Here is a 21,401-nt window from a genome sequence, read left to right as displayed (position 1 = left end):
GATGAATGTCCATAGTGTCTCCTGGGTCCGCGACAACATATTGATGCCCTCGGAACGACCGCCAGGCCAAACCGGTGTGTTCCAATGGATGAAGAAGAACCTGTTCAGTGGCTGGATCAGCACGATTCTGAGCATCGCCTCGATGGCCGCAGTCTTATGGCTCGTATCGGCTGTTGCCCCATGGCTTGGCAATTCCATCTGGAAAGCCAATTCCCTTGCCGAGTGTCGGCAGATTCTCGATGGAGCATCCGGTGCTTGCTGGGGCGTCATACGGGATCGGTGGACGCAGTTGCTCTTCGGCTTTTATCCGCCGCAATCATACTGGCGGCCGGTAACAGCCTCCATACTGCTCGTTCCTGCACTGGCACCGGCTCTTTTCGCCGCTCTCCCCCGAAAGATGCTGTGGTTCAGCGCCCTGTATCCAGGGCTCGTCTACTGGCTCATCTGGGGCGGCTCGCTCTGGTTTCCCGCCATGTTCTACCTGGCATTCGCCGCTGGCGCGGCCGCCAATGCCCTGTTCGCGCGGAAAAATTCGGCTCTGGCAACCACGGCAGCAATCTTCACGGCGATCCTCTGGTGGTCCTGTCTCGCTGGCCCGCTCGCGGCACTGCTTGAGAATGCCCTTCCCCTTTCGCTCGAAAGCGTGGCATCAAGGCAGATCGGCGGGTTCCTGCTGTCGATCATAATCGGCATCACCGGTATCGCGATGTCGCTGCCGCTCGGCATCCTGCTCGCACTTGGCAGGCGGTCAGCCATGCCTCTCATTCAGAGCCTGAGTGTGGTTTTCATCGAATTCATCCGCGGTGTTCCGCTGATCACGCTGCTATTCACGGCCTCGCTCCTCCTCAACTATTTCCTGCCGCCGGGCACGAATTTCGATCTCATCCTGCGTGTCATCATCATGGTAACGCTCTTTGCCAGCGCCTATATGGCCGAGGTCATTCGCGGGGGGCTGGCGGCGCTGCCGCGCGGTCAGTACGAGGCCGCCGAAGCGCTGGGACTGGACTATTGGAAAGCGCAGCGGCTGGTCATTCTGCCGCAGGCGCTGAAAATCTCGATACCCGGTATCGTCAACTCGTTCATCGGACTGTTCAAGGACACGACGCTCGTCATGTTCATCGGCCTTCTCGACCCCATCGCCCTCGCCGCCGCCATTCGCGCCAACACCAATTGGCAAGGAATATACTGGGAACTCTACATCTTCATCGGCGCAGTGTTCTTTGTCTTCTGTTTCGGCATGTCGCGCTACTCGATGTATCTCGAGCGCCGGCTGAAGACAGATCATCGTTAGGAGAATATGGATGACGAATACAAACACGCAACGCGCTTTTTTGCATGACGAGCGGATCGGACTTCCGGATATCGCAGTCGAGATCACTTCCATGAACAAGTGGTATGGCGACTTCCATGTGCTGCGTGACATCGACCTGACCGTGCGGCGTGGAGAGCGGATCGTTATTTGCGGACCGTCCGGTTCTGGAAAATCGACCATGATCCGCTGCATCAACAGGCTCGAGGAGCATCAATCCGGCAAAATCACAGTCGATGGTATCGAACTCTCCAGCGACCTGAAGAAAATCGAAGAAGTTCGTCGTGAAGTCGGGATGGTATTCCAGCACTTCAACCTCTTTCCGCACCTGACCATCCTTCAAAACTGCATGCTTGCCCCGGTCTGGGTCCGCAAGATACCGGAAAAACAGGCCAAAGAGCTTGCCATGCACTTCCTCGAGAAGGTCAGGATACCCGATCAGGCACACAAATATCCGGGCCAATTGTCAGGCGGCCAGCAGCAGCGCGTCGCGATCGCGCGGTCATTGTGCATGAAGCCGAAGATCATGCTCTTCGATGAACCCACCTCCGCGCTTGATCCGGAAATGATAAAGGAGGTACTCGATACAATGATCACGCTTGCCGAAGACGGGATGACCATGCTTTGCGTGACCCACGAGATGGGCTTTGCCCAGGCGGTGGCTGACCGGGTGATCTTCATGGACCAGGGTCAGATCGTCGAACAGAACGAACCGAAGGCTTTCTTCAGCGCGCCGCAATCGGAGCGCTCGCGAGCATTCCTCGGTCAGATATTGGGACATTGAGTTTTTGACGGACTGAAGATGGTTACATTGCTATTCAAACCCATCCGCCGCGCCGCGGTAATTCTCGGTATCGCGCTCGTTTTACCGTTTGCCGCCGGAGCAACCGATCTCCTGCAACCGCTCGGCCGTGCGGACCGCCCGGCAGGTTCTGCGACTGCCCCGGTAACGGTGATCGAATACTCATCCCCCACCTGTTCTCACTGTGCGACATACAGGAACGAGACCGCGCCGAAGATCGAGGAGGAATTTGTTGAAAGCGGGCAGGTTAGAATTCTGTTCCGGCCTTTGGTTCGCAATAATGTGGATCTTGTTATTTTCATGCTGGCAGAAGCGCAGCCGCAACCGAAGCCCGTTCTGGACAGATTTTACGCCCGTCAGGACGAGATCGCGAACTCCAATGATCTGGAACAGACGTTACGCGAAATCGCAGCCTCTGTGGGAATCGATCGCGACGCTTTTAATGCGGCGGTGGCGGACCAATCTGTATTAAACAACCTCAAGACGCTTACCAATCAGGCGCAGGACGACTTCAAAGTAGAGGGCACGCCGACATTCTTCATCAACGGCAAGAAAATTACCGGCGCCCCAAGCCTTGAAGCAATGCGGCGCGAGATCGCCGCCGCTCTGGAAAGGAAATAGCCTCTGTTGCCACCTGGCGCGAAACCTGGTGGGGATGGAGAGTTCGACAGCGGCGGAACTCATGTTTACGAGCTTCGGCGATCACCAAAGCCCCGGCTTTTCTCCAGGAAACTCGCCTCCTCAAGAGACGTGCTGCCTACCAACGCACCGACAAGACGGCGGAACTCGACACGTCCGACCCTTGCACCCGTCTCATCAACGATATCGGCTTCGGCACTGGCCGAATTTGTCATAAGCCGGGCGGCATCCTCGATCGTCGTACCAAGCTTCAAGATTTCGCGCGCGTTGTCGTCGCTCTGGTGTCGCGGCTCCATGAGCTGCTCGACCCGGATCACCCTTCCGCGATTGACCTCCTTTACGAAACTGGCGACGTAGTCATCGGCAGGGTTGAGCACGATATCCTGACTGGTCCCCTGCTGTACGATTTCCCCATTGCGCAGGATCGCGATCTGGTCTCCGAGACGAAGCGCCTCGTCCAGATCATGCGTGATGAACACGATGGTTTTTTTGATCTCCTTCTGCAGATCGAGCAAAACGGTCTGCATGTCCGTGCGAATGAGCGGGTCCAGCGCAGAATAGGCTTCGTCCATCAGCAGAACGGGAGCGTCGTTCGACAAGGCGCGGGCAAGGCCGACGCGCTGCTGCATGCCGCCGGACAATTGGTTGGGGTACTTCTTCTCGAAACCCTTCAGCCCTACCCGCTCGATCCATCGCATCGCGATGTCAACGCTTTTCACGCGGGTAACGCCCTGGACTTCGAGCCCGTATATTGTGTTGTCCAGCACGGTCCGATGCGGCAGCAGAGCGAATTTCTGAAACACCATCGCGGTCTGATGCCGGCGGAAGTCGCGTAACTCAGCATCGTTCATCTTGACGACATCCACGCCATCGACGAGCACCTCACCGGCGGTCGGATCGATCAACCTGTTGATGTGGCGTATCAGTGTCGACTTGCCGGAACCGGAAAGCCCCATGACAACCTGAATCTGGCCCGATGGAATTTCGATGTTGATGTCTTTCAGACCGAGAACATGTCCATGTTTTTCGTTGAGTTCGCTCTTGTCGAGGCCGCGCTTGACGGCTTCGATGTAAGCGTCGGGATTGGATCCGAAAATCTTGAAAAGGTGGCGAATCTTGATGCCGCCGAACTTGTGCTCAGCCATGAAAAACTTCCCGGTGTTTTTGAAGGCGGCGGCCGTAAGCCTGTGTAGCCCTGTCGAAGATGATCGCAATGCCGACGATGGCTAACCCACCGAATGCACCGAGACTGAAATATTGGTTCACAATCGCACGCAGGACCGGCTGCCCCAGCCCCTGAACCCCGATCATCGACGCAATGACAACCATCGCCAATGCCATCATGATGGTCTGGTTGACGCCGGCCATGATCGTCGGCAGAGCGAGCGGAAGCTGCACTTTGAAGAGTTTCTGCGAACTGGACGATCCGAATGCGTCCGCAGCCTCCAGCACATCCTTGTCCACGAGACGAATGCCATGGTTGGTAAGACGGATCATCGGCGGGATGGCATAGATAATGACCGCAATCAGGCCTGGCACGCGCCCTATACCGAGGATCATGACGACGGGGATCAGATATACGAAGCTTGGCAGCGTCTGCATGATATCGAGAGCGGGATTGACGATCTTCTGCACCCTGTCGGAACGAGCCATCAGGATACCGATCGGCAAACCAATGGCGACCGAGAGAATGGAGGCGACGAAGATGAGCGAGATGGTGCGCATCGCATCTTCCCACATCCCGAAATAACCAATCGCCATCAGAATCAGGAAGCAGCCCAGCACAAGCTTCACGCTTCGGCTCGCCGCATAGGCGATGACGAGAACAAGCCCGACGATAATCGGCCAAGGCGTCTGCGTCATGAATCGCTCGGATGCGAGCAGAAACTGATTCAACGGCGAAAAGAAGCTCTCGATCGTGTCACCGTAGGAGCGCGAGAACGTGAGGAAACTTTCGTCGATCAGCTTCTTGAAATTCCGCAGCGACTCGTTGTCCATCTGCGGAAACTGATAAAACCATTCCATATTCGTTGTGCCTTCCCTGAAACTTGTGGCCTTGTTGCCTGAAGGGCTGGCGGAACATCGCGTGGATGCTCCGCCCTAACCTCAGCGGGCGGCCTTCACCTTTGCCGCGACATCTGCGGGAACCCATGCCGTCCAGACGGGCTCATAGGCCTTGAGGAACTGCTGCGCCGCATCCGCGCCCGTCGCCTGGTTGTCCGTCATCCAGGCCAGCATCTCGCTCACGACCTTGTTCGGCCACGAACGTTTTGTCAGGAACTCATAAGCAGATCCGCCACGCTCGGCGAAGGCTTTGGTCACGACTGTTCCGACTTCGTCAGTCGGCCATTCATTCGGCTTGGGATCTGGGCAGCTTTCGACTTCGTTGCAGCGCGCCCATTCGGCGGCATCATAGGGAACACCGGCTGACAGGCGAACCATCTCGTATTTCCCGAGCAGTGCCGTCGGATCCCAGTAATATCCGATCCAGCCACGGCCTTTGTTATAGGCATTGATCAAGGCGCCGTCATGGGCGGCAGCGGAACCGCTGTCGATGAGATTGAAGCCGGCGTTCTTTGCCCCATATGCCTTGTAATACTGGGTCGCAAAGATAGTCGCGCCCCAGCCCTGCGCGCCGGCATACCAGGCCGCCTTCGAGGAATCCTGCGGATCGGGAAAGAGTTCGGGATGTTTCAGCGCATCCGCAATGGTTTTGATGTCGGGGTGTTTTTCAATGAGGAACTTCGGCACATAAATGCCCTGCACACCGCCATCCGTGAAGACCTTGCCGGCAACGACGAGCTTGCCATCCTTGATGGCCTGTTGCGTGACCGGAGGACGCGTACTCGTCCAGGACTCCGATACGATATCGGGCTGCCCGCGCTCCGCCATGGAGGTCTGCGTCGGCACGGTATCACCGACAACCACGCTTGCATCGCAGCCATAGCCGTTCTTCAAAATGAATTCATCGACATAGGCAAGAAGTTCGGATGACGCCCAACTTAGGCTGACGATGGAGACGGAACCGCAATCCGCGGCTTTCGCTCCGCCGAAACTCAGCAAAACTCCAATGGTCAGGCAGGTGGTAGCAAGTAGTTTCTTCATGTTCTTCCCTCTTGCGCGGCTTTATTGCAAACGACAGGTTCGCCGCGTTCTCCACCTGTCGAAATTTTCTGGAGGGTTGATAACAAGGCGCAGGCAATCACAGTCTCGGCCGAATTGCCGATCCTTTCTGCTCGCCATGCTGCGGTGTTTATTCTCTCAACCGATTGCGTGACATGCCTGTGCATGCCGCCGACCGGACGCGGATGTAGCCGCACCTGAAGGCCCCTTGAGTCTTCGGGTTATGACCGTCATGTTTTTTAAAAAATCGCTTTAGCCGTTCGGCCCCGCGCTCTAATCCGCGTTAAGCTATTGGCTAGCCGAACTATTTTACAGAACCGACACCGATTTCATGCACTTGTTTCAAACTCCACTCCCTGCGAATAAACTGCCATCTGTGGAGCCGCACGCCTATAACGGAAGCGACCAATGCTATGTTGTTTATGTCATAAACGCTGGCAGCGAGGCGCAAGATCTCCTCAAGCACCGGATCAGGCGGGGATAAGCAGCCGCTCGACCTCGTGACGACGCTTCCGGTAGGCATGCGGGGTTTCACCGTAAAGCTTTCGGAACCACAGAATAAAATGCGATGCGTCCGAAAACCCGCATTCGAACCCGATGGACGTGATGTTCATGCTGGTATCGGCCAGGAGTTTGCGGGCACGTTCGAGCTTCAGTTTGCGCCAGTAGTTTGCGGGCGGCGTATTCGTGTTGGCGATGAAGAGCCTGTGCAATTGCCGCGGATGAGTGCCGATGAACTTCGCCACGTCCTTGAGCGATCCGTTCGCATCGAGGTGGTCCTTCATATAACCGATCGCGCGCAAGACGAGGTCGTTTTGATAGACGGACATTTCCGAGGAATCCGGTGTCGAGCTGCCGCCGGCCTGCTTTCCTCTCTCGTCTCCAATCAGCAGATATTCGATGCTCTTACGGGCTCTTAAAGCGCCGCAATGGCGCCGGATGAGGTGTGAGGCAAGATCAATCGCAGGTCCGCCGGGACAGGTGATGATGCGTCCGTCATCGATGAAGGTCTTGTCGACCATGGCTGTCGCGCCCGGAAAGCGTTGAACGAACTCGTCCCGGATCGTGAAATGCACGGCGCAGCGATGCCCATCCAGCAGCCCGGCCTTTCCGAGCACGAAGGAGCCTGAACAGAGCGCGATGATCGGCGTTCCCTTGGCGTAGAGAACACGCAAGGAATCCAGCAACCACTCCGGAGGATTACGAGTCTCGCTCAGCAATCCGCCAGCGATGACGACATAATTGTAATTCGCGCTGAGATCGAGCGGTCTGGTCGGGACTATCGGCATGCCGCAGCTTGCGGTAACGGGCTGGTCGTTACAGGTCATCCAGTCCCATTGGCAATAAATCTGCTGGCTGCGAAACGACTTGTCGGCGGCAAAACGCAACGAGTCCACAAATCCCGCGACCGGAGCCAGCGTGAATTGGTTCATCAGCACGAATGCCACGCGCAGATCCGGATGGCCGGAATTGGCTGCGGACGGGTCATCAGTCTCATGCAAAAAAAACGGCTCTGCTTCGCAAGCCTCATCATCCACTATAGTCGGGAATTCTGTCATTGCCGAACCTCCGCCGCACTAAGTGCGTCCCAATCGCAATATAATTCCTAAAAATAGAACATTTCAGCCGCCTCTAGCAAGTTCTTTTGCAAACGCGGCAAGGTCGACTCATCGCCCACAACCATTTGCGATCAGGGAGCACATGTTCAGCAAATCCCCTTTCAATCCAGGGCTGCGAGCCTATCTGAAGGCCCGCGTCGGGTCGGTTTTTGATGCAACAGATGGCATAAACGAGACACTATTGGTCACTCCCATTATAGCGCAATGCCGCCCTGAAATGTCAGCATTTAAGAGCCGGAAATTGAGGAATTTCTCGAGCTCATCCGTATCGCCGGGCAATGTGATTGCCAGTTTAAGTTCGATTGAAGACGTGTCTTTGGTCGGGGAGGAATTTGATGCTACATAGGACCAGAGTATCTCTCGAAGATGCTCCGCTGAACAGTTTTCACAAACGCCTGACCGTATATTCCTCTGCAGCGCCGTTTCTTGATGGTTATGTTCTGAGTATTATCGGCGTCGTTATGGTGCAAATGAGCACAGCGTTGAACCTCACGACCTTCGAAGAGGGCATGGTTGCCGCATCATCCCTGATCGGAATGTTTTTTGGCGGCTTCATAGGCGGCATTTTCACCGATAAGATCGGCCGCAAGACACTTTATCTTCTCGTTCTTGCCGCACTCGCGATCTTCTCCGCCGCACAATTCTGGGTCACTGCCGCCTGGATGCTCATCGTGCTGAGGCTGCTTCTGGGTGTCGCCATCGGGGCAGACCATCCGCTTGCCACATCGCTGCTGGCGGAGTTTCTTCCCAAGAAACATCGTGGGCCACTTCTTGCCAGTCTCGTGATGATCTGGTTCGTCGGCGCGGCCGCCGCCTATATCGTCGGCGAACTCATCATGCGCAATGCCGGCGAAGACGCCTGGCGCTGGGCGCTCGCAAGTGCTGCCGTTCCCGGCTTCATCTTCCTGACCCTGCGTGCAGGCACGCCTGAATCGGCACGCTGGCTGCTGAGCAAGGGCCGCGTGGAGGAAGCCGATCAGGTCATCAAAAGGGTCTATGGCGAAGACTATTCCGTCGAGAATATCTCGGAAAATGCGCCCGAGAGCCATGTATCCGCCTGGTCGCTGTTCCACAGCGCCTATGGCAGGCGGATTTTCTTCGTGACCGTCTTCTGGACCTGCGCGATCGTGCCCCAGTTCGCAATTTATGCATTCGCTCCGAGGATCCTGCATGCCATGGGTCTGGTGGGCGACTGGGCGTCCTGGGGTTCGGTCGCGATCACGATGATTTTCGTTCTCGGCTGCCTGCTGGCGGTGAAGCTTATCGATCCGCTTGGCCGCAGAAAGCTTCTCATTCACAGCTTCCTGTGGTCGGGTCTCGCCCTGCTGCTGCTGGGCGTGTTTCCCGATGGCCCGTCGATGCTGACCCTTTTCCTGTTCGGAGCCTATGCCCTGTTCATCGGCGGCGCCCAGGTTCTGGAATACGTCTATCCCAACGAATTGTTTCCCACGGAAATTCGCGGATCCGCCGTTGGGCTGGCGACCTCATTATCAAGAATCGGCGCTGCCATCGGCACCTATCTCGTTCCGCTTGCGCTGAGTTCGATCGGCATCGCAAATACGATGTTCGTGGCTTTCGGCATCTCGATGGTTGGACTGGTGGTGAGCCTGGCAATGGCGCCGGAAACCCGCGCGATGGACCTGCATCGCGCTGGCTCGCTGAAACATTGATCGACGGACCGTCCGGCCCGACCGTGCAGCGCCGTCTTCAGTCGCGCAGCCCAAACGGCCTGATGGATACCATTTGAAATCGAAAGGCCTACAGGAGGATTCTCATGGCTTTCAAACGTACGATACATGCCGTCGACACCCATGCCGGAACCCCCATGCGGGTCATCACCGGGGGTGTGCCGAATATCCCCGGCAATTCCGTCTACGAAAAGATGAAATGGCTGGAAGCGAATGACGATCAACTGCGCAAGCTGATGCTTCGCGAACCACGCGGCTATCCGGCTCACTGCTGTAACATCATCGTGCCGCCGTCACATCCGGAAGCGGATGCGGGCTACATCATCATGGAGCAGGTCGAATATCCGGTCATGTCCGGCGGCAATACCATTTCAGTGGTAACCGTATTGCTCGAAATGGGTATGCTTCCGATGAAGGAGCCGGTAACCCAACTCACTCTCGAAGCGCCCGCTGGCCTGATCCGTGTCTCGGCCGAATGCAGTAATGGCAAGGTCAAGAACGTCACCTTCCGCAACGTGCCCGCCTTCGCCGCCCATCTGGATGCCGAAATCGACGTTCCCCATCTCGGCAAGGTGCGGGTCGATGTTGGCTGGGGCGGGATGTTCTACGCCATTGCGGATGTCAGGCAGTTCAAGGGGCTAGAGCTGATCCCCGAACATGGCAGCGAAATCGCCCGCATCTCCGCGATGATCCGCCACGCCGCATCCGAGCAACTGCCGGTATCGCATCCCGACTATCCGGGCATCGGCATCACCATTTCCCAGCTTTCAGGGCCGAGCAGCAATCCGAACGCGGACTGGAAAAACGTCGTGACGATGGCCTCGGGCGAACTCTCCTGGGACAACCCCGCAACCTGGACAGGCGCACTCGATCGCTGCCCCTGCGGTACGGGCACCTGCGCCAAGATGGCTGTTCTCCACGCGAAGGGCGAACTTCCGCTCGATAAGCCTTTCCGCCACGAGGGCATCATCGGCAACATCTATACGGGCCGCCTCGTCGAAGAAGCGAAGGTCGGGGACAAACCCGCCGTCGTTCCGACGGTCACCGGCACAAGCTGGATCTACGGTATCAACACCTTCGTTCTCGATAACGACGATCCGTTCACTGAAGGGTTCACGATCGGCGATATCTGGGCGTAACGCGACCCATCCGCAAATCCTCCCCGGCCGGGCTGGAAGACGATGGCTCGTCCGGCCCGGCCAACCCCGTCACGCCCCCTTCAAGGGAAACGAGAGGCTTAAAATGACTTCAGTTATCACCGTCGTTCGCAATGCCGAGGCAGCCGCCATGGGCGAAGCGCAAGCCGCCAGGCTTCCCATCGGAGACGTCGTCGCCAGACAGGCCACGTCACAGCATCGGGAAATCGAGGGTGTAAGCGCCGGCGTCTGGGAAAGCACGCCGGGCGTCTTCCGGCGCTTCCTCAAGAACCGGGAATTCAGCCACATCATCAGCGGCTGGTGCATCTTCACGCCGGATGGAGGCGAGCCGGTTGAAATCCGGGCCGGAGACGCCGTTCTTTTCCCGGCCAATTGCGAAGGGATCTGGGACATCCGGGAAACCCTGCGCAAGACCTATGTCCTGTTCTAAAACATTGAACAAGATGACAATCGCCCGACTGCCCCCCTCTGCCGATCGCGTGGATGACGTCTATCGGCAGTTTCTTTCTGTTCTCAAGGCTTCCGGCTTCAAGGGCGAAGTAGAGGATGACTACGCGATACGAACCGTGCTGGCGACGGACAATTCCATCTACCAGCGAATGCCGCAGGCGGCGATTTTCCCACACGATGCGGAGGACGTGACCATTGTCGCGGCCCTACTCGGAAAGCCCGAATATCGCAGGATCGTGGTAGCGCCGCGCGGTGGCGGCACCGGCACCAATGGCCAGTCGCTGACGGAGGGATTGGTGGTCGATCTCTCGCGGCACATAAACGCCATCCTGGAGATCAACCCGAAGGAGGGCTGGGTTCGCGTCCAGGCCGGGGTGGTCAAGGACCAGCTCAACGCAGCCCTGGAATTGCACGGCCTGTTCTTTGCCCCGGAACTCTCCACCTCGAACCGCGCCACGATCGGCGGCATGATCAATACGGATGCCAGCGGTCAGGGAAGTTGCACCTATGGCAAGACGCGCGATCACGTTCTCGAACTCGATTTCGTATTGCTGGGCGGTGAACGCTTTTCAAGCCGCCCCGTCACCGCCGATGAACTCGATTCTCTCTGCGCAGCCGACAGCGCGGTCGGACATGTCTACCGAACCGCGCGCCGGATCAGCGACGACCGCGCCGACCTGATCGACGCGAAATTTCCCAAGCTCAATCGCTGTCTCACGGGGTATGATCTCGCCCATCTGCGGCAGGACGACGGCGGCTTCAATCTGAACAGCATATTGTGCGGCGCTGAAGGATCGCTCGGCTTCGTTGTCGAAGCCAGACTGAACGTGCTGCCCATTCCGAAATATAGCATTCTCGTCAATATTCGTTACGCCAGCTTCATGGATGCGCTGAAAGACGCGCAGGCGCTTTTGGCCCACAGCCCGCTTTCAATCGAAACCGTCGATTCCAAGGTTCTGCTGCTGGCCATGCAGGATATCGTCTGGAATTCCGTCGCGGCCTATTTCCCGTCCGAGGACGAGCGCGAGACGCTGGGCATCAACCTCGTCGAATTCAGCGGCGATGACGCGGAAGCATTGGACGACCGGGTCGAGCGCTTCATCGCCCATATCGGCCACGATACCAGTGTGATGCGCCTCGGCCATACGCTTGCTAAGGGCCATGAGGCCGTGAAGCAAGTCTATATGATGCGCAAACGGGCCGTCGGCCTGCTCGGCAATGTCAGCGGTGAAGCCCGGCCCATTCCCTTTGTGGAAGATACGGCCGTTCCACCCGAACAGCTTGCGGACTACATCGCCGAGTTCCGGGCGCTTCTCGACGGTCACAAACTGCAATACGGGATGTTCGGCCATGTGGATGCCGGCGTGTTGCATGTCAGGCCGGCGATCGACATGAAAGACCCCACCCAAGCAGCCCTGATACGGCCCATTTCGGACGCCGTCGCAGCACTTACGCAGAAATATGGCGGCCTGTTATGGGGAGAACACGGGAAAGGTGTCCGCTCGGAATATGCTCCGGCCTTTTTCGGCGCGCTTTATCCGTCACTTCAGGAAGTGAAGGCGGCCTTCGATCCCTTCAACCAGCTTAATCCGGGCAAGATCGCCACACCAGCAGCATCCACCGACGGTCTTTTGAGGATCGACGGCGTGCCGACGCGCGGCGAACGCGACAGGCAGATCGACGAACGTGTCTGGCGCGATTATGGCGCCGCCATGCACTGCAACGGCAATGGCGCCTGCTATAATTTCGATGTGGACGACGCCATGTGCCCCTCGTGGAAAGCGACGCGGCAGCGCATCCATTCGCCGAAAGGCCGGGCGTCGCTCATTCGCGAGTGGCTGCGCCTGCAACAGCAGGCCGGTATCGACGTCCTCGCGGCTGCCCGCCGGAAACCAGCATTTCTGGCGACATTTTTTGCGCGGATGCGCAACAGCCTGGGCAAGAGACGGGGGGAGGCTGATTTCTCCCATGAGGTTTATGACGCCATGGCCGGCTGTCTCGCCTGCAAATCCTGTGCCGGCCAATGCCCGATCAAGGTCAACGTCCCCGAATTCCGTTCAAAGTTTCTCGATCTTTATCATCGCCGATACCTGCGGTCGCCGCGTGACTACGTTATCGGTTCGCTGGAATTCATCCTGCCCTATGTCAGCAAGGCCGCATGGCTGTATAATCTGGTCATAGGCAACGCTGCGGTCGCCAAGCTAACGAAAGCCAGTATCGGCCTCATCGATACGCCCCTCCTCAGCCGTCACGATCTCGGCACCGTGCTTCGCCGGCACAATGTCCGCACAGCGACGCCAAAGGCGCTTGATCGGCTATCGACGCAAGAGCGTTCGAAAAGCGTCATCATCGTGCAGGACGCCTTTACCCGCTATTTCGAGACCGAGCTTCTTTCAGCCTTCATCGAACTTGCGAGCCGTCTTGGCTTTCAGGTGTGGCTCGCTCCCTTCAGGCCCAACGGAAAGCCCCTGCATGTCCAGGGTTTCCTCCATGCCTTTTCGAAGGCTGCGGCCAGAAATGCGTCGTGCCTTGAGACCCTGTCGGCATTCGGCATTCCGCTGGTCGGCGTGGATCCGGCGATGACCCTGGTCTATCGGCAGGAATATAAATATCTCGAAGGCGTAACAACACCCCCGGTCCAGCTTCCGCAGGAATGGCTGACCGAAGTACTGCCCGCAAGGGGCGGAAAAAATGGAACGACCGAGTTCCAGCTTATGCCCCATTGCACGGAAAAAACCAACGCGCCCGACAGCACAAGCCAATGGCAGGCGCTGTTCTCGCGGTTTGGCATGCGCCTGACGACCGAAGCCACGGGATGCTGCGGCATGTCCGGCACCTATGGTCACGAGGCGAGAAACGCCGAAACGTCGCGGATCATATTCGGCCAATCCTGGGAGCGGAAGCTCAATGGCGGTGACCGGAATATCGAGCGTCTGGCGACCGGATATTCCTGCCGCAGCCAGGTGAAGAGGTTCCAGAACCGCCGGCTTCGCCACCCCATCGAAGCGCTTCTTGAGGTCCTTCGCGCCTCCTGACCGCTCTTCATCCGTGCCCCGGCGCATCGAAAACCGGTGCATCGGGGCACGATTTCCAGAATCTGTTTTGCACCGTCAGGACCGTTCTAAAAATTGTCATAGGCGTGATAGCTGCGGCGCGGTCGGCGCGATACGCCTCAAGGAAGAATTGAAACTTTTGGGGAGGTATGACCATGTACCGCGGTTTTTGGTATGCGCAGGCGCTTGATCGGGACAGCCATCTGGCGCCATCGCTTCAGGGAAATGTGAAGGCTGACATCTGCATCATCGGCGGTGGATATCTCGGCCTGTGGTCGGCCATCCGGCTCAAGAAGGCAAATCCCGCGCTGTCAATCGTCATCATCGAACGGGACCGTTGCGGATCGGGCGCGAGTGGCCGCAACGGCGGCGACGCCGCTGACTGGTGGCCGAAATATCTTTCGCTATCGAGCATCTGCGGAGAGGAAGAAGCAAGGCGCATCTGCGCCGCCGCCGAATCCGCCGTCAGCGAGATCGGCGAGTTCTGCGACGAGCATAACATCGATGCGCAATATCGCCGCGAAGGCTGGCTTTGGGCAGCCAGCAACGAGCGCCAGATCGGCTCCTGGCATGGCCTGGTCGAGAGCCTCGAAAAACATGGTGTGAACCCCTTCCGTCCGGTCAGCAAAGAAGAGATGCAATCCCGCACCGGCTCGCCGCGCACGCTGGAGGGGATTTACGACCCGAACGCTGCAACAGTCCAGCCGGCTCTGTTGGCTCGCGGTCTCCGCCGCGTCGCCCTGGAACTCGGCGTGACCATCTATGAAAAATCGCCCCTGATCCATCTCGAGCGCTCTAAAGAGCCGGTGGTCAAGACAACGCAGGGCCAGGTGACGGCAAAAAAGGTCGTCATCGCCATGAACGCCTGGGGCGCACAGTTCCCCGAGCTGCGGCGGATGATCGCCGTCATGTCCAGCGACATGGTTGCGACGGCAGCCGTCAAGGAACGGCTGGATGCGACGGGCTTCAAGGGAGGCGAGGCAATCACCGACTCGCGCACCGTCCTGAACTACTGGAGAAACACGCCCGATGGCCGCATCGTCTTCGGCAAGCCGCTCGGAAAATTCGCCTTCGGCAACAAAATCGGCAATCTTTATGAGCGGCCGACGCCCGCAGCCGACAGGGTGACGGCCGAACTTCGCAAATTTTATCCGCAGCTTGCCGACGTGCCGATCGTCAGCACCTGGACCGGTCCGCTGGACCGCGCCATGAAGGGTATTCCGAATTTCGGCCATTTGGGCGGCCATCCGAATATCGTCTTCGGCATCGGCTTTTCGGGCAGCGGCGTCGCAACCACCGTCTTCGCCAGCCGCATCATCAAATCGCTCGTCGAGGAGGCGAATGACGAATGGTCGAAATGCGGCCTCGTCGATCAGAAGATGCAGCTTCTTCCGCCCGAACCCTTCCGCTACTTCGGCGCCCACCTCGTCCGCGATGCGCTGGTGAAAAAAGAAACGCTGCAGGATGCGAACCGCGATGCAGGCATCGTGACCAACCTGCTCGCCAGCTTGGCGCCTGCCGGTTACGTCCCCAACAAAAAATAAGGAGAGAACAGCCAGATGAGCCAGCATATCGTATTTCTCGACAGCGAAGGCCTTGGCCCGACGGTCAAGCTCCCCGTTCCCTCCTTCGCCCATACATGGGAAAACCATTCCTACACGCAGCCACAGGAGGTCGTCGAACGGCTGAAAGACGCAACCGTCGCGCTGACCTGCAGCGTCCCGCTGCGTGAAGAGCACCTGAAGCAATTGCCGAAGCTCAAGATGATCTCACTCGCCCTGACCGGCACCGATATCGTCGATCTCGACTATTGTTTCGAGAACGGCATCATGGTCACCAACGTGCCGGGATATGCCCAGAATACGGTTGCCGAACACACCATCGCCCTGATCCTGGATCTGATGCGCCGCACTGGCCACTACCACGATCTCATGCGCCGCGTGCATCGTGGAGAAGCTGAGCCCAAGAACATCTATTTCGACTACCGCATCCGCGATCTGCGCGGCAAGATTCTCGGCATCGTCGGTAGCGGACCGATTGCGCGCCGCCTGGCGGAGTTCGCCCGGGTCTTCGGGATGACCGTCTATTATCAGGATTTCTTCGGCCGCATTACAGGCGACGAATTCATTCCGATCGACCAGCTCATCCGTATCAGCGACGTCATCTCGGTCAATTGCCCGCTGACCGACGAAACCCGCGATCTCATTGACGGATCCGCCTTCAACCGCATGAAACCGGACGCCATCGTCGTGAATACGGGGCGCGGCGGCGTCATCAACGAGCCTGCGCTGATCGCCGCCCTGAAAGCCAACCGTATTGCCGGCGCTGCACTGGACGTAATCGAGCATGAGCCCATCGAGCCCGACGATCCCATTTTTGAGTTGATCGACAGACCGGATTTCATCTTGAACCCGCATGTCGCCTGGAGCAGCGAGGACGCCATGCAGGGGCTGATCGACAGCGCCGTCAGGCACATATCGGAATTTGTCGAAGGCAAGATTCCGCAGGCCGCCCTTCGTAAGGAAGTCGCATAATGAGCACCATTAAATCGAGCTTCATCGCCGGGGAATTCGTATCTGGCACCGATACGGGATCCATTCTCGAGAATATCAACCCGTCGGAACCGAAGGATGTGGTCGAACGGTTTGCGCGCGCTGACGCCGAGCTCACGCAAAGGGCCATCGCAGCGGCAAAGGATGCGAGCTATCGCTGGGTACGCAGCACACCCCAGTTCCGTGCCGACATTCTCGATCGGATCGGAACGGAAATCCTGGCAAGGCGCGAGGAGCTGGCAACGCTGCTCGCACGGGAAGAAGGAAAAATCCTGCGCGAGGCCCTTGGAGAAGTCGATCGCGCCGGCCGTTCCTTCAAGTTTTACGCCCAGGAGGCCCTGCGCGCGAATGGCGAAAAATACGACTCCGTGCGGGAAAACGTCGGCATCGATGTGATCACGCAGGCCGTCGGCGTCGTCGGCATCATCGCGCCATGGAACTTCCCGATCGCCATTCCCGCCTGGAAGATCGCCCCCGCGCTGTGCTTCGGCAATACGGTCGTTTTCAAGCCTGCCGAACTCGTGCCCTCCTCCGCCTGGGCGCTTGCCGAAATCATTTCCCGCTCCGGGCTGCCGGCCGGCGTTTTCAACATGGTGATCGGTTCCGGCCGTATCGTGGGCGATGTGCTGACCAAGTCCGAAAGCGTGGACGCCATCACCTTCACCGGCTCCGAACAGGTCGGCCGTGGCGTGGCCGCGGCCGCGGCGCAGCGCCTCGCGCGTGTGCAACTGGAAATGGGTGGCAAAAATCCGCTGGTGGTTCTGGATGACGCCGATATCGATCTCGCCGTCGATATCACGGTGCAGGGATCGTTTTATTCGACCGGACAAAGATGCACGGCAAGCTCCCGCCTGATCGTTACCGAAAATATCCATGACAGGCTGGTGGAAAAAATCAGGGAGCGGACCGAGAAACTCCGTATCGGCCACGCGCTTGACCCGCAGACGGATATCGGTCCGGTCGTCGACCGTAAGCAGTTGGAGCAAAACCTCGCCTATGTCGGGATCGGCCTTCAGGAAGGTGCCAATCTCGTCCATGGCGGCAGGCATATCGAAAACGAAAAAGGCGCGTATTCGTTCACGCCAGCAATCTTCACGGACGTCCGTTCTGATATGCGGATCTACCGCGAGGAGATTTTCGGGCCGGTGCTGAGCGTCCTGCGGGTTAAAAACTACGAGGAAGCCTTTACGGCCGCGGAAGACACACCTTTCGGCCTTTCCGCCGGTATCGTCACGACCTCCTTGAAACACGCCGAACATTTCAAGCGGAACTCATCGGCCGGAATGGTCATGGTCAACCTGCCAACCGCCGGCGTCGATTACCACGTTCCGTTTGGCGGAAATCGCGGCTCAAGCCTTGGCCCTCGGGAACAGGGCACATATGCCCGCCAGTTTTTCACGCGGGTAAAGACGAGCTACCAGCTTTCCTGATGTCATCGGCTCCAATGGCCGGCCCCCAGGACCGGACATGGCCCACTGCTTTGGACGCTTGAATTGTCGCAACTTCTGCAAGTGTAACGCAGTAAGCCTGACGGGCGATCCTCCCGAGAGCCATCGGCACACAGGTGTCGATGGCTTTTCATTTCGTCACTCGCCGATTTGCCTCACCAGGGGATCAGGCCATCAAAATTGGAGAAGCATCCCGAGGGGCCATCGGGTCCAAGCATGGCGAGCCGAACGGGCTCGCGTGCGGCATCCTCGACAGTGCCGGGCCCCAAGAACTTGTTGTTGTCGGTTGCGGTGAAACCCGGACAAACAGCATTCACCTTGATGTTGGAATTTTCCAATTCGATGGCGAACGCCTGCGTGACGGCGTTCAACGCGGTTTTCGAGGAGGAATAGGTTCCAGCATAGCGGCGCATGGGGTGTCCGGGATCGGCGTTCATCGTCAATGAGCCCGTCATGCTCGATACGTTGACAATTCTTCCGGTCGGCGCTTCTCGCAGCATCGGCAACATTGCCTGAGTGACCGCAACGACACCGAAGAGGTTCGTTTCATACACGGCGCGCAACTCATCCATGTCGACGACCGAAAGAAAAGTCTCACCCATCATCTGTTCGGGTGTGCGGCTTTGCGCGCCCGCGTGGGAGATGCCGGCATTGTTCACGAGAACATCAAGCCGACCATAAACGTCGCGGATATGTTTAGCCGCCGCCGTAATGGAGGCCTGATCGGTCACGTCAAGCTGGATCGCCTTGGTGTCAGCACCAATCTTCTCGGCAGCCGCTTCGCCCGCTTCTATTCTGCGGGAACCGATGAGGACAAAAAAGCCGTTTTTCTCAAGGTCCCTGGCGATCTGCAGGCCAATCCCCTTATTCCCTCCGGTAACGAGCGCAACGCGTTTTTCATGCATGGTAGAAATCTCCGAATGAGTGCTAGGCAAATCGCCTTCATACATTATATCTGGAACATCCGTCCGGATAACAATATGTGGAATCATGTTCCGTTTATCAAGAGGGCTATGCCAATGTCTGGTGAGAACAGGGAATCATTGGACGAAGCGATGATCAAAACCGGCAAGCGGCGCCATGTGCGAGCCGATGCGCAACGTAATATCGATGCACTTCTCCAGACCGCCAGTGAGATTTTCGCCCGCTCAGGCGTGAATATTCCGATGCGTGAGATCGCGGACAAAGCGGGGGTGGGTGTCGGCACACTTTATCGCCATTTCCCGGCAAGATCCGATCTTATCGTCGCCGTGCTGCGCAAAGAGGTGCACGAATGCGTCGAGAAAATATCCGCTCTGGCGAACAGTCATTCTCCCGGTAATGCATTGGCCTTGTGGGTGGATTACTACGTCGACTTCATCGTTGCCCATCGCGGACTGGCAGCAGCTCTGAATTCGGGTGAACCGACACTGGAGAGTCTGCCCGCCTATTTTCAGCAGCAATTGGGCCCTGCCGTTCAGACCTTACTTGATGAGGCCGCAACGGAGGGTGAAATGCGCGCCGGAGTTAAATCAAGCGAGCTTATTCACGCAATCGCGATGTTGTGCGTGCTTCCCATCTGCGGTGAGCCCACTGATCCGAAACGAATGGCTGGGCTATTCGTCGACGGCCTGCGCTATGGTGCAGTTGGCAGTCGTAAACAACAGAGCTAAGTTTCACTTCACAGGCGTGCTGTATTGATGGCCAGACTGATCTCAGTACCGCGAGATATCCAAGATGGCCTGATACGGCATATCAACTACACGCAACGTCCATTCCTCTGCCTTTACAAAGAGTGGCCAGCCCTTTCATGGAATCCACGGCCATTCTGGATAAGCAGTTGGCTGTGCTGAAGGGCGACGACTATGTGGAGACGTTTCGTACTGGCGAGCTTGAGTTGGAGCAGACAGCCAAAAGGGCTCCGAGTTTCCCCGGATCCCTTTGATAATTGGATAGATTTGGTTGCGGGGGCAGGATTTGAACCTGCGGCCTTCAGGTTATGAGCCTGACGAGCTACCGGGCTGCTCCACCCCGCGGCACCAGCGAGAAGTCGGAAGAACTTGTCGCCTAGATCTGGTTTTTGCTTTTGGCAAAGAACCGAAGTGATTTCATTATAACACAAAGGCCGCTTACGCGGCCTGTTGATTTGGGCGCTGGCCCTTATTTGTGAATGAGAAGATTTGTGTTGCGTTTTGCAGACCTGGCAGCGACCTACTCTCCCGCGTCTTGAGACGAAGTACCATTGGCGCTGGGGCGTTTCACGGCCGTGTTCGGAAAGGGAACGGGTGCAGCCGCCCCGCGATAACCACCAGGTCGGCAAAACGCAACATGCTCCATGTTTTCACATGGAAACTGCTGTTTCGAGAAGCTGGAGAGCCAAGGCTCTATTTAATTTACACGTCTTTCTGTGACCCATCCTCATGTTGCCTTGCTCGAGATCGAGTTTGGCAGCCATACAGGACGCTAGTCCGTCGCCGGTTGTCCGGCGCGCCGTCCGCAGGGCCTTTGGCCCGTGAGGACAGAAGATGATGTCATCAAGCTTTGCTTGATGAACATATTCAATGGGAACGAAGAAGTCGATCGAGCTATTAGTAACGGTAAGCTTCACACATTGCTGTGCTTCCACACCCGTCCTATCAACGTGGTCGTCTTCCACGGCTCTGATAGGGAACACTCGTTTTCAGGTTGGTTTCCCGCTTAGATGCCTTCAGCGGTTATCCATTCCGTATATAGCTACTCTGCTATGCCCTTGGCAGGACAACAGATCCACCAGAGATACGTCCATCCCGGTCCTCTCGTACTAGGGACAGATCCTGTCAATATTCCTACACCCACGGCAGATAGGGACCGAACTGTCTCACGACGTTCTGAACCCAACTCACGTACCGCTTTAAATGGCGAACAGCCATACCCTTGGGACCTGCTCCAGCCCCAGGATGCGATGAGTCGACATCGAGGTGCCAAACAACCCCGTCGATATGGACTCTTGGGGGTCATCAGCCTGTTATCCCCGGCGTACCTTTTATCCGTTGAGCGATGGCCCTTCCACACGGGACCACCGGATCACTATGACCGACTTTCGTCTCTGCTCGACTTGTCAGTCTCGCAGTCAGGCTAGCTTATGCCATTGCACTCGACGACCGATTTCCGACCGGTCTGAGCTAACCATCGCGCGCCTCCGTTACTCTTTCGGAGGCGACCGCCCCAGTCAAACTACCCACCATACACTGTCCCGGATCCGGATGACGGACCGCGGTTAGACATCCACGAAGATAAGGGTGGTATTTCAAGGATGGCTCCACAGGAACTGGCGTCCCTGCTTCAAAGCCTACCACCTATCCTACACATGCCTTGGCGAATGCCAGTGTAAAGCTATAGTAAAGGTGCACGGGGTCTTTCCGTCTGACCGCAGGAACCCCGCATCTTCACGGGGAATTCAATTTCACTGAGTCTATGTTGGAGACAGCGGGGAAGTCGTTACGCCATTCGTGCAGGTCGGAACTTACCCGACAAGGAATTTCGCTACCTTAGGACCGTTATAGTTACGGCCGCCGTTTACTGGGGCTTCAGTTCAGAGCTTGC

General features: G+C 57.5%; 16 protein-coding genes, 1 tRNA gene and 2 rRNA genes (1 of these 19 only partly in view). 11 read left to right on the top strand and 8 right to left on the bottom strand.

Annotated elements, in window-relative coordinates; genetic code table 11:
• Position 1 precedes the first annotated feature (1 nt).
• Genes AC5YUO_RS09535 through AC5YUO_RS09525 form a run of 3 tightly spaced genes read left to right on the top strand, consistent with a single transcriptional unit; the run spans position 2 to position 2,732 of the window.
• A complete protein-coding gene (locus AC5YUO_RS09535; protein ID WP_496153116.1) occupies positions 2–1,291 on the top strand; it encodes an amino acid ABC transporter permease in 1,290 nt (429 codons plus the stop codon).
• Between the two features lie 10 nt (positions 1,292–1,301).
• Positions 1,302–2,093 (top strand): amino acid ABC transporter ATP-binding protein, encoded by a 792-nt coding sequence (locus tag AC5YUO_RS09530; RefSeq protein ID WP_496153115.1) that lies wholly within the window; start codon positions 1,302–1,304, stop codon positions 2,091–2,093.
• An 18-nt stretch (positions 2,094–2,111) separates the two neighbouring features.
• A complete protein-coding gene (locus tag AC5YUO_RS09525; protein WP_496153114.1) occupies positions 2,112–2,732 on the top strand; it encodes a DsbA family protein in 621 nt (206 codons plus the stop codon).
• Between the two features lie 65 nt (positions 2,733–2,797).
• On the opposite strand, the gene AC5YUO_RS09520 is transcribed toward AC5YUO_RS09525, so the two are convergent.
• The 4 genes from AC5YUO_RS09520 to AC5YUO_RS09505 all read right to left on the bottom strand — a co-directional run bounded on the left by AC5YUO_RS09520 (position 2,798) and on the right by AC5YUO_RS09505 (position 7,375).
• A complete protein-coding gene (locus AC5YUO_RS09520) occupies positions 2,798–3,895 on the bottom strand; it encodes a quaternary amine ABC transporter ATP-binding protein (RefSeq protein ID WP_496153113.1) in 1,098 nt (365 codons plus the stop codon).
• Positions 3,888–4,775: an ABC transporter permease gene (locus AC5YUO_RS09515; RefSeq protein ID WP_496153112.1), complete on the bottom strand. Its 888-nt coding sequence runs from the start codon at positions 4,773–4,775 to the stop codon at positions 3,888–3,890. Before AC5YUO_RS09515 ends, AC5YUO_RS09520 begins: the two co-directional genes overlap by 8 nt.
• A gap of 81 nt (positions 4,776–4,856) precedes the next feature.
• Complete coding sequence (locus tag AC5YUO_RS09510; protein ID WP_496153111.1) at positions 4,857–5,855, bottom strand: ABC transporter substrate-binding protein; 999 nt, start codon at positions 5,853–5,855, stop codon at positions 4,857–4,859.
• Between the two features lie 488 nt (positions 5,856–6,343).
• Positions 6,344–7,375: a GlxA family transcriptional regulator gene (locus AC5YUO_RS09505; protein WP_496153110.1), complete on the bottom strand. Its 1,032-nt coding sequence runs from the start codon at positions 7,373–7,375 to the stop codon at positions 6,344–6,346.
• A 452-nt stretch (positions 7,376–7,827) separates the two neighbouring features.
• Here AC5YUO_RS09505 and AC5YUO_RS09500 point away from each other — a divergent pair, with 452 nt between their 5' ends.
• The 7 genes from AC5YUO_RS09500 (at position 7,828) to AC5YUO_RS09470 (ending at position 17,822) form a co-directional block, all read left to right on the top strand.
• Positions 7,828–9,162: an MFS transporter gene (locus tag AC5YUO_RS09500; RefSeq protein WP_496153109.1), complete on the top strand. Its 1,335-nt coding sequence runs from the start codon at positions 7,828–7,830 to the stop codon at positions 9,160–9,162.
• A 104-nt stretch (positions 9,163–9,266) separates the two neighbouring features.
• Positions 9,267–10,319 carry a proline racemase family protein gene (locus AC5YUO_RS09495; protein WP_496153108.1) on the top strand — a complete coding sequence of 351 codons (1,053 nt, stop codon included), beginning with the start codon at positions 9,267–9,269 and terminating at the stop codon, positions 10,317–10,319.
• 103 nt (positions 10,320–10,422) lie between these two features.
• Positions 10,423–10,767: a cupin domain-containing protein gene (locus AC5YUO_RS09490; protein ID WP_496153107.1), complete on the top strand. Its 345-nt coding sequence runs from the start codon at positions 10,423–10,425 to the stop codon at positions 10,765–10,767.
• 13 nt (positions 10,768–10,780) lie between these two features.
• Complete coding sequence (ydiJ, locus tag AC5YUO_RS09485; protein WP_496153106.1) at positions 10,781–13,822, top strand: D-2-hydroxyglutarate dehydrogenase YdiJ; 3,042 nt, start codon at positions 10,781–10,783, stop codon at positions 13,820–13,822.
• A 173-nt stretch (positions 13,823–13,995) separates the two neighbouring features.
• A complete protein-coding gene (locus AC5YUO_RS09480) occupies positions 13,996–15,384 on the top strand; it encodes an NAD(P)/FAD-dependent oxidoreductase (protein WP_496153105.1) in 1,389 nt (462 codons plus the stop codon).
• A 15-nt stretch (positions 15,385–15,399) separates the two neighbouring features.
• Positions 15,400–16,374: an NAD(P)-dependent oxidoreductase gene (locus AC5YUO_RS09475; RefSeq protein WP_496153104.1), complete on the top strand. Its 975-nt coding sequence runs from the start codon at positions 15,400–15,402 to the stop codon at positions 16,372–16,374.
• On the top strand, positions 16,374–17,822 hold the full coding sequence (locus AC5YUO_RS09470; RefSeq protein WP_496153103.1) for an aldehyde dehydrogenase family protein: 1,449 nt from the start codon (positions 16,374–16,376) through the stop codon (positions 17,820–17,822). The genes AC5YUO_RS09475 and AC5YUO_RS09470 overlap by 1 nt, the downstream gene beginning before the upstream one ends.
• Positions 17,823–17,995: 173 nt before the next feature.
• Here the strand turns inward: AC5YUO_RS09470 and AC5YUO_RS09465 are convergent, their stop codons facing one another.
• Entirely contained in the window at positions 17,996–18,745 is a 750-nt protein-coding gene (locus tag AC5YUO_RS09465) for an SDR family oxidoreductase (RefSeq protein WP_496153102.1), read from the bottom strand.
• Positions 18,746–18,859: 114 nt separating this feature from the next.
• Here AC5YUO_RS09465 and AC5YUO_RS09460 point away from each other — a divergent pair, with 114 nt between their 5' ends.
• Positions 18,860–19,492: a TetR/AcrR family transcriptional regulator gene (locus tag AC5YUO_RS09460; protein ID WP_496154837.1), complete on the top strand. Its 633-nt coding sequence runs from the start codon at positions 18,860–18,862 to the stop codon at positions 19,490–19,492.
• A gap of 286 nt (positions 19,493–19,778) precedes the next feature.
• Here AC5YUO_RS09460 and AC5YUO_RS09455 read toward each other — a convergent pair.
• From AC5YUO_RS09455 to AC5YUO_RS09445, 3 genes are all read right to left on the bottom strand, one after another.
• Positions 19,779–19,855, bottom strand: a tRNA-Met gene (locus AC5YUO_RS09455).
• A gap of 162 nt (positions 19,856–20,017) precedes the next feature.
• Positions 20,018–20,132 (bottom strand): 5S ribosomal RNA (gene rrf, locus AC5YUO_RS09450).
• A 254-nt stretch (positions 20,133–20,386) separates the two neighbouring features.
• Positions 20,387–21,401 (bottom strand): 23S ribosomal RNA (locus tag AC5YUO_RS09445); it runs 1,921 nt beyond the window's last position.

Source organism: Agrobacterium sp. LEGMi-208b, from assembly GCF_059511785.1.
This window is presented reverse-complemented; position numbering and strand designations above follow the sequence as displayed.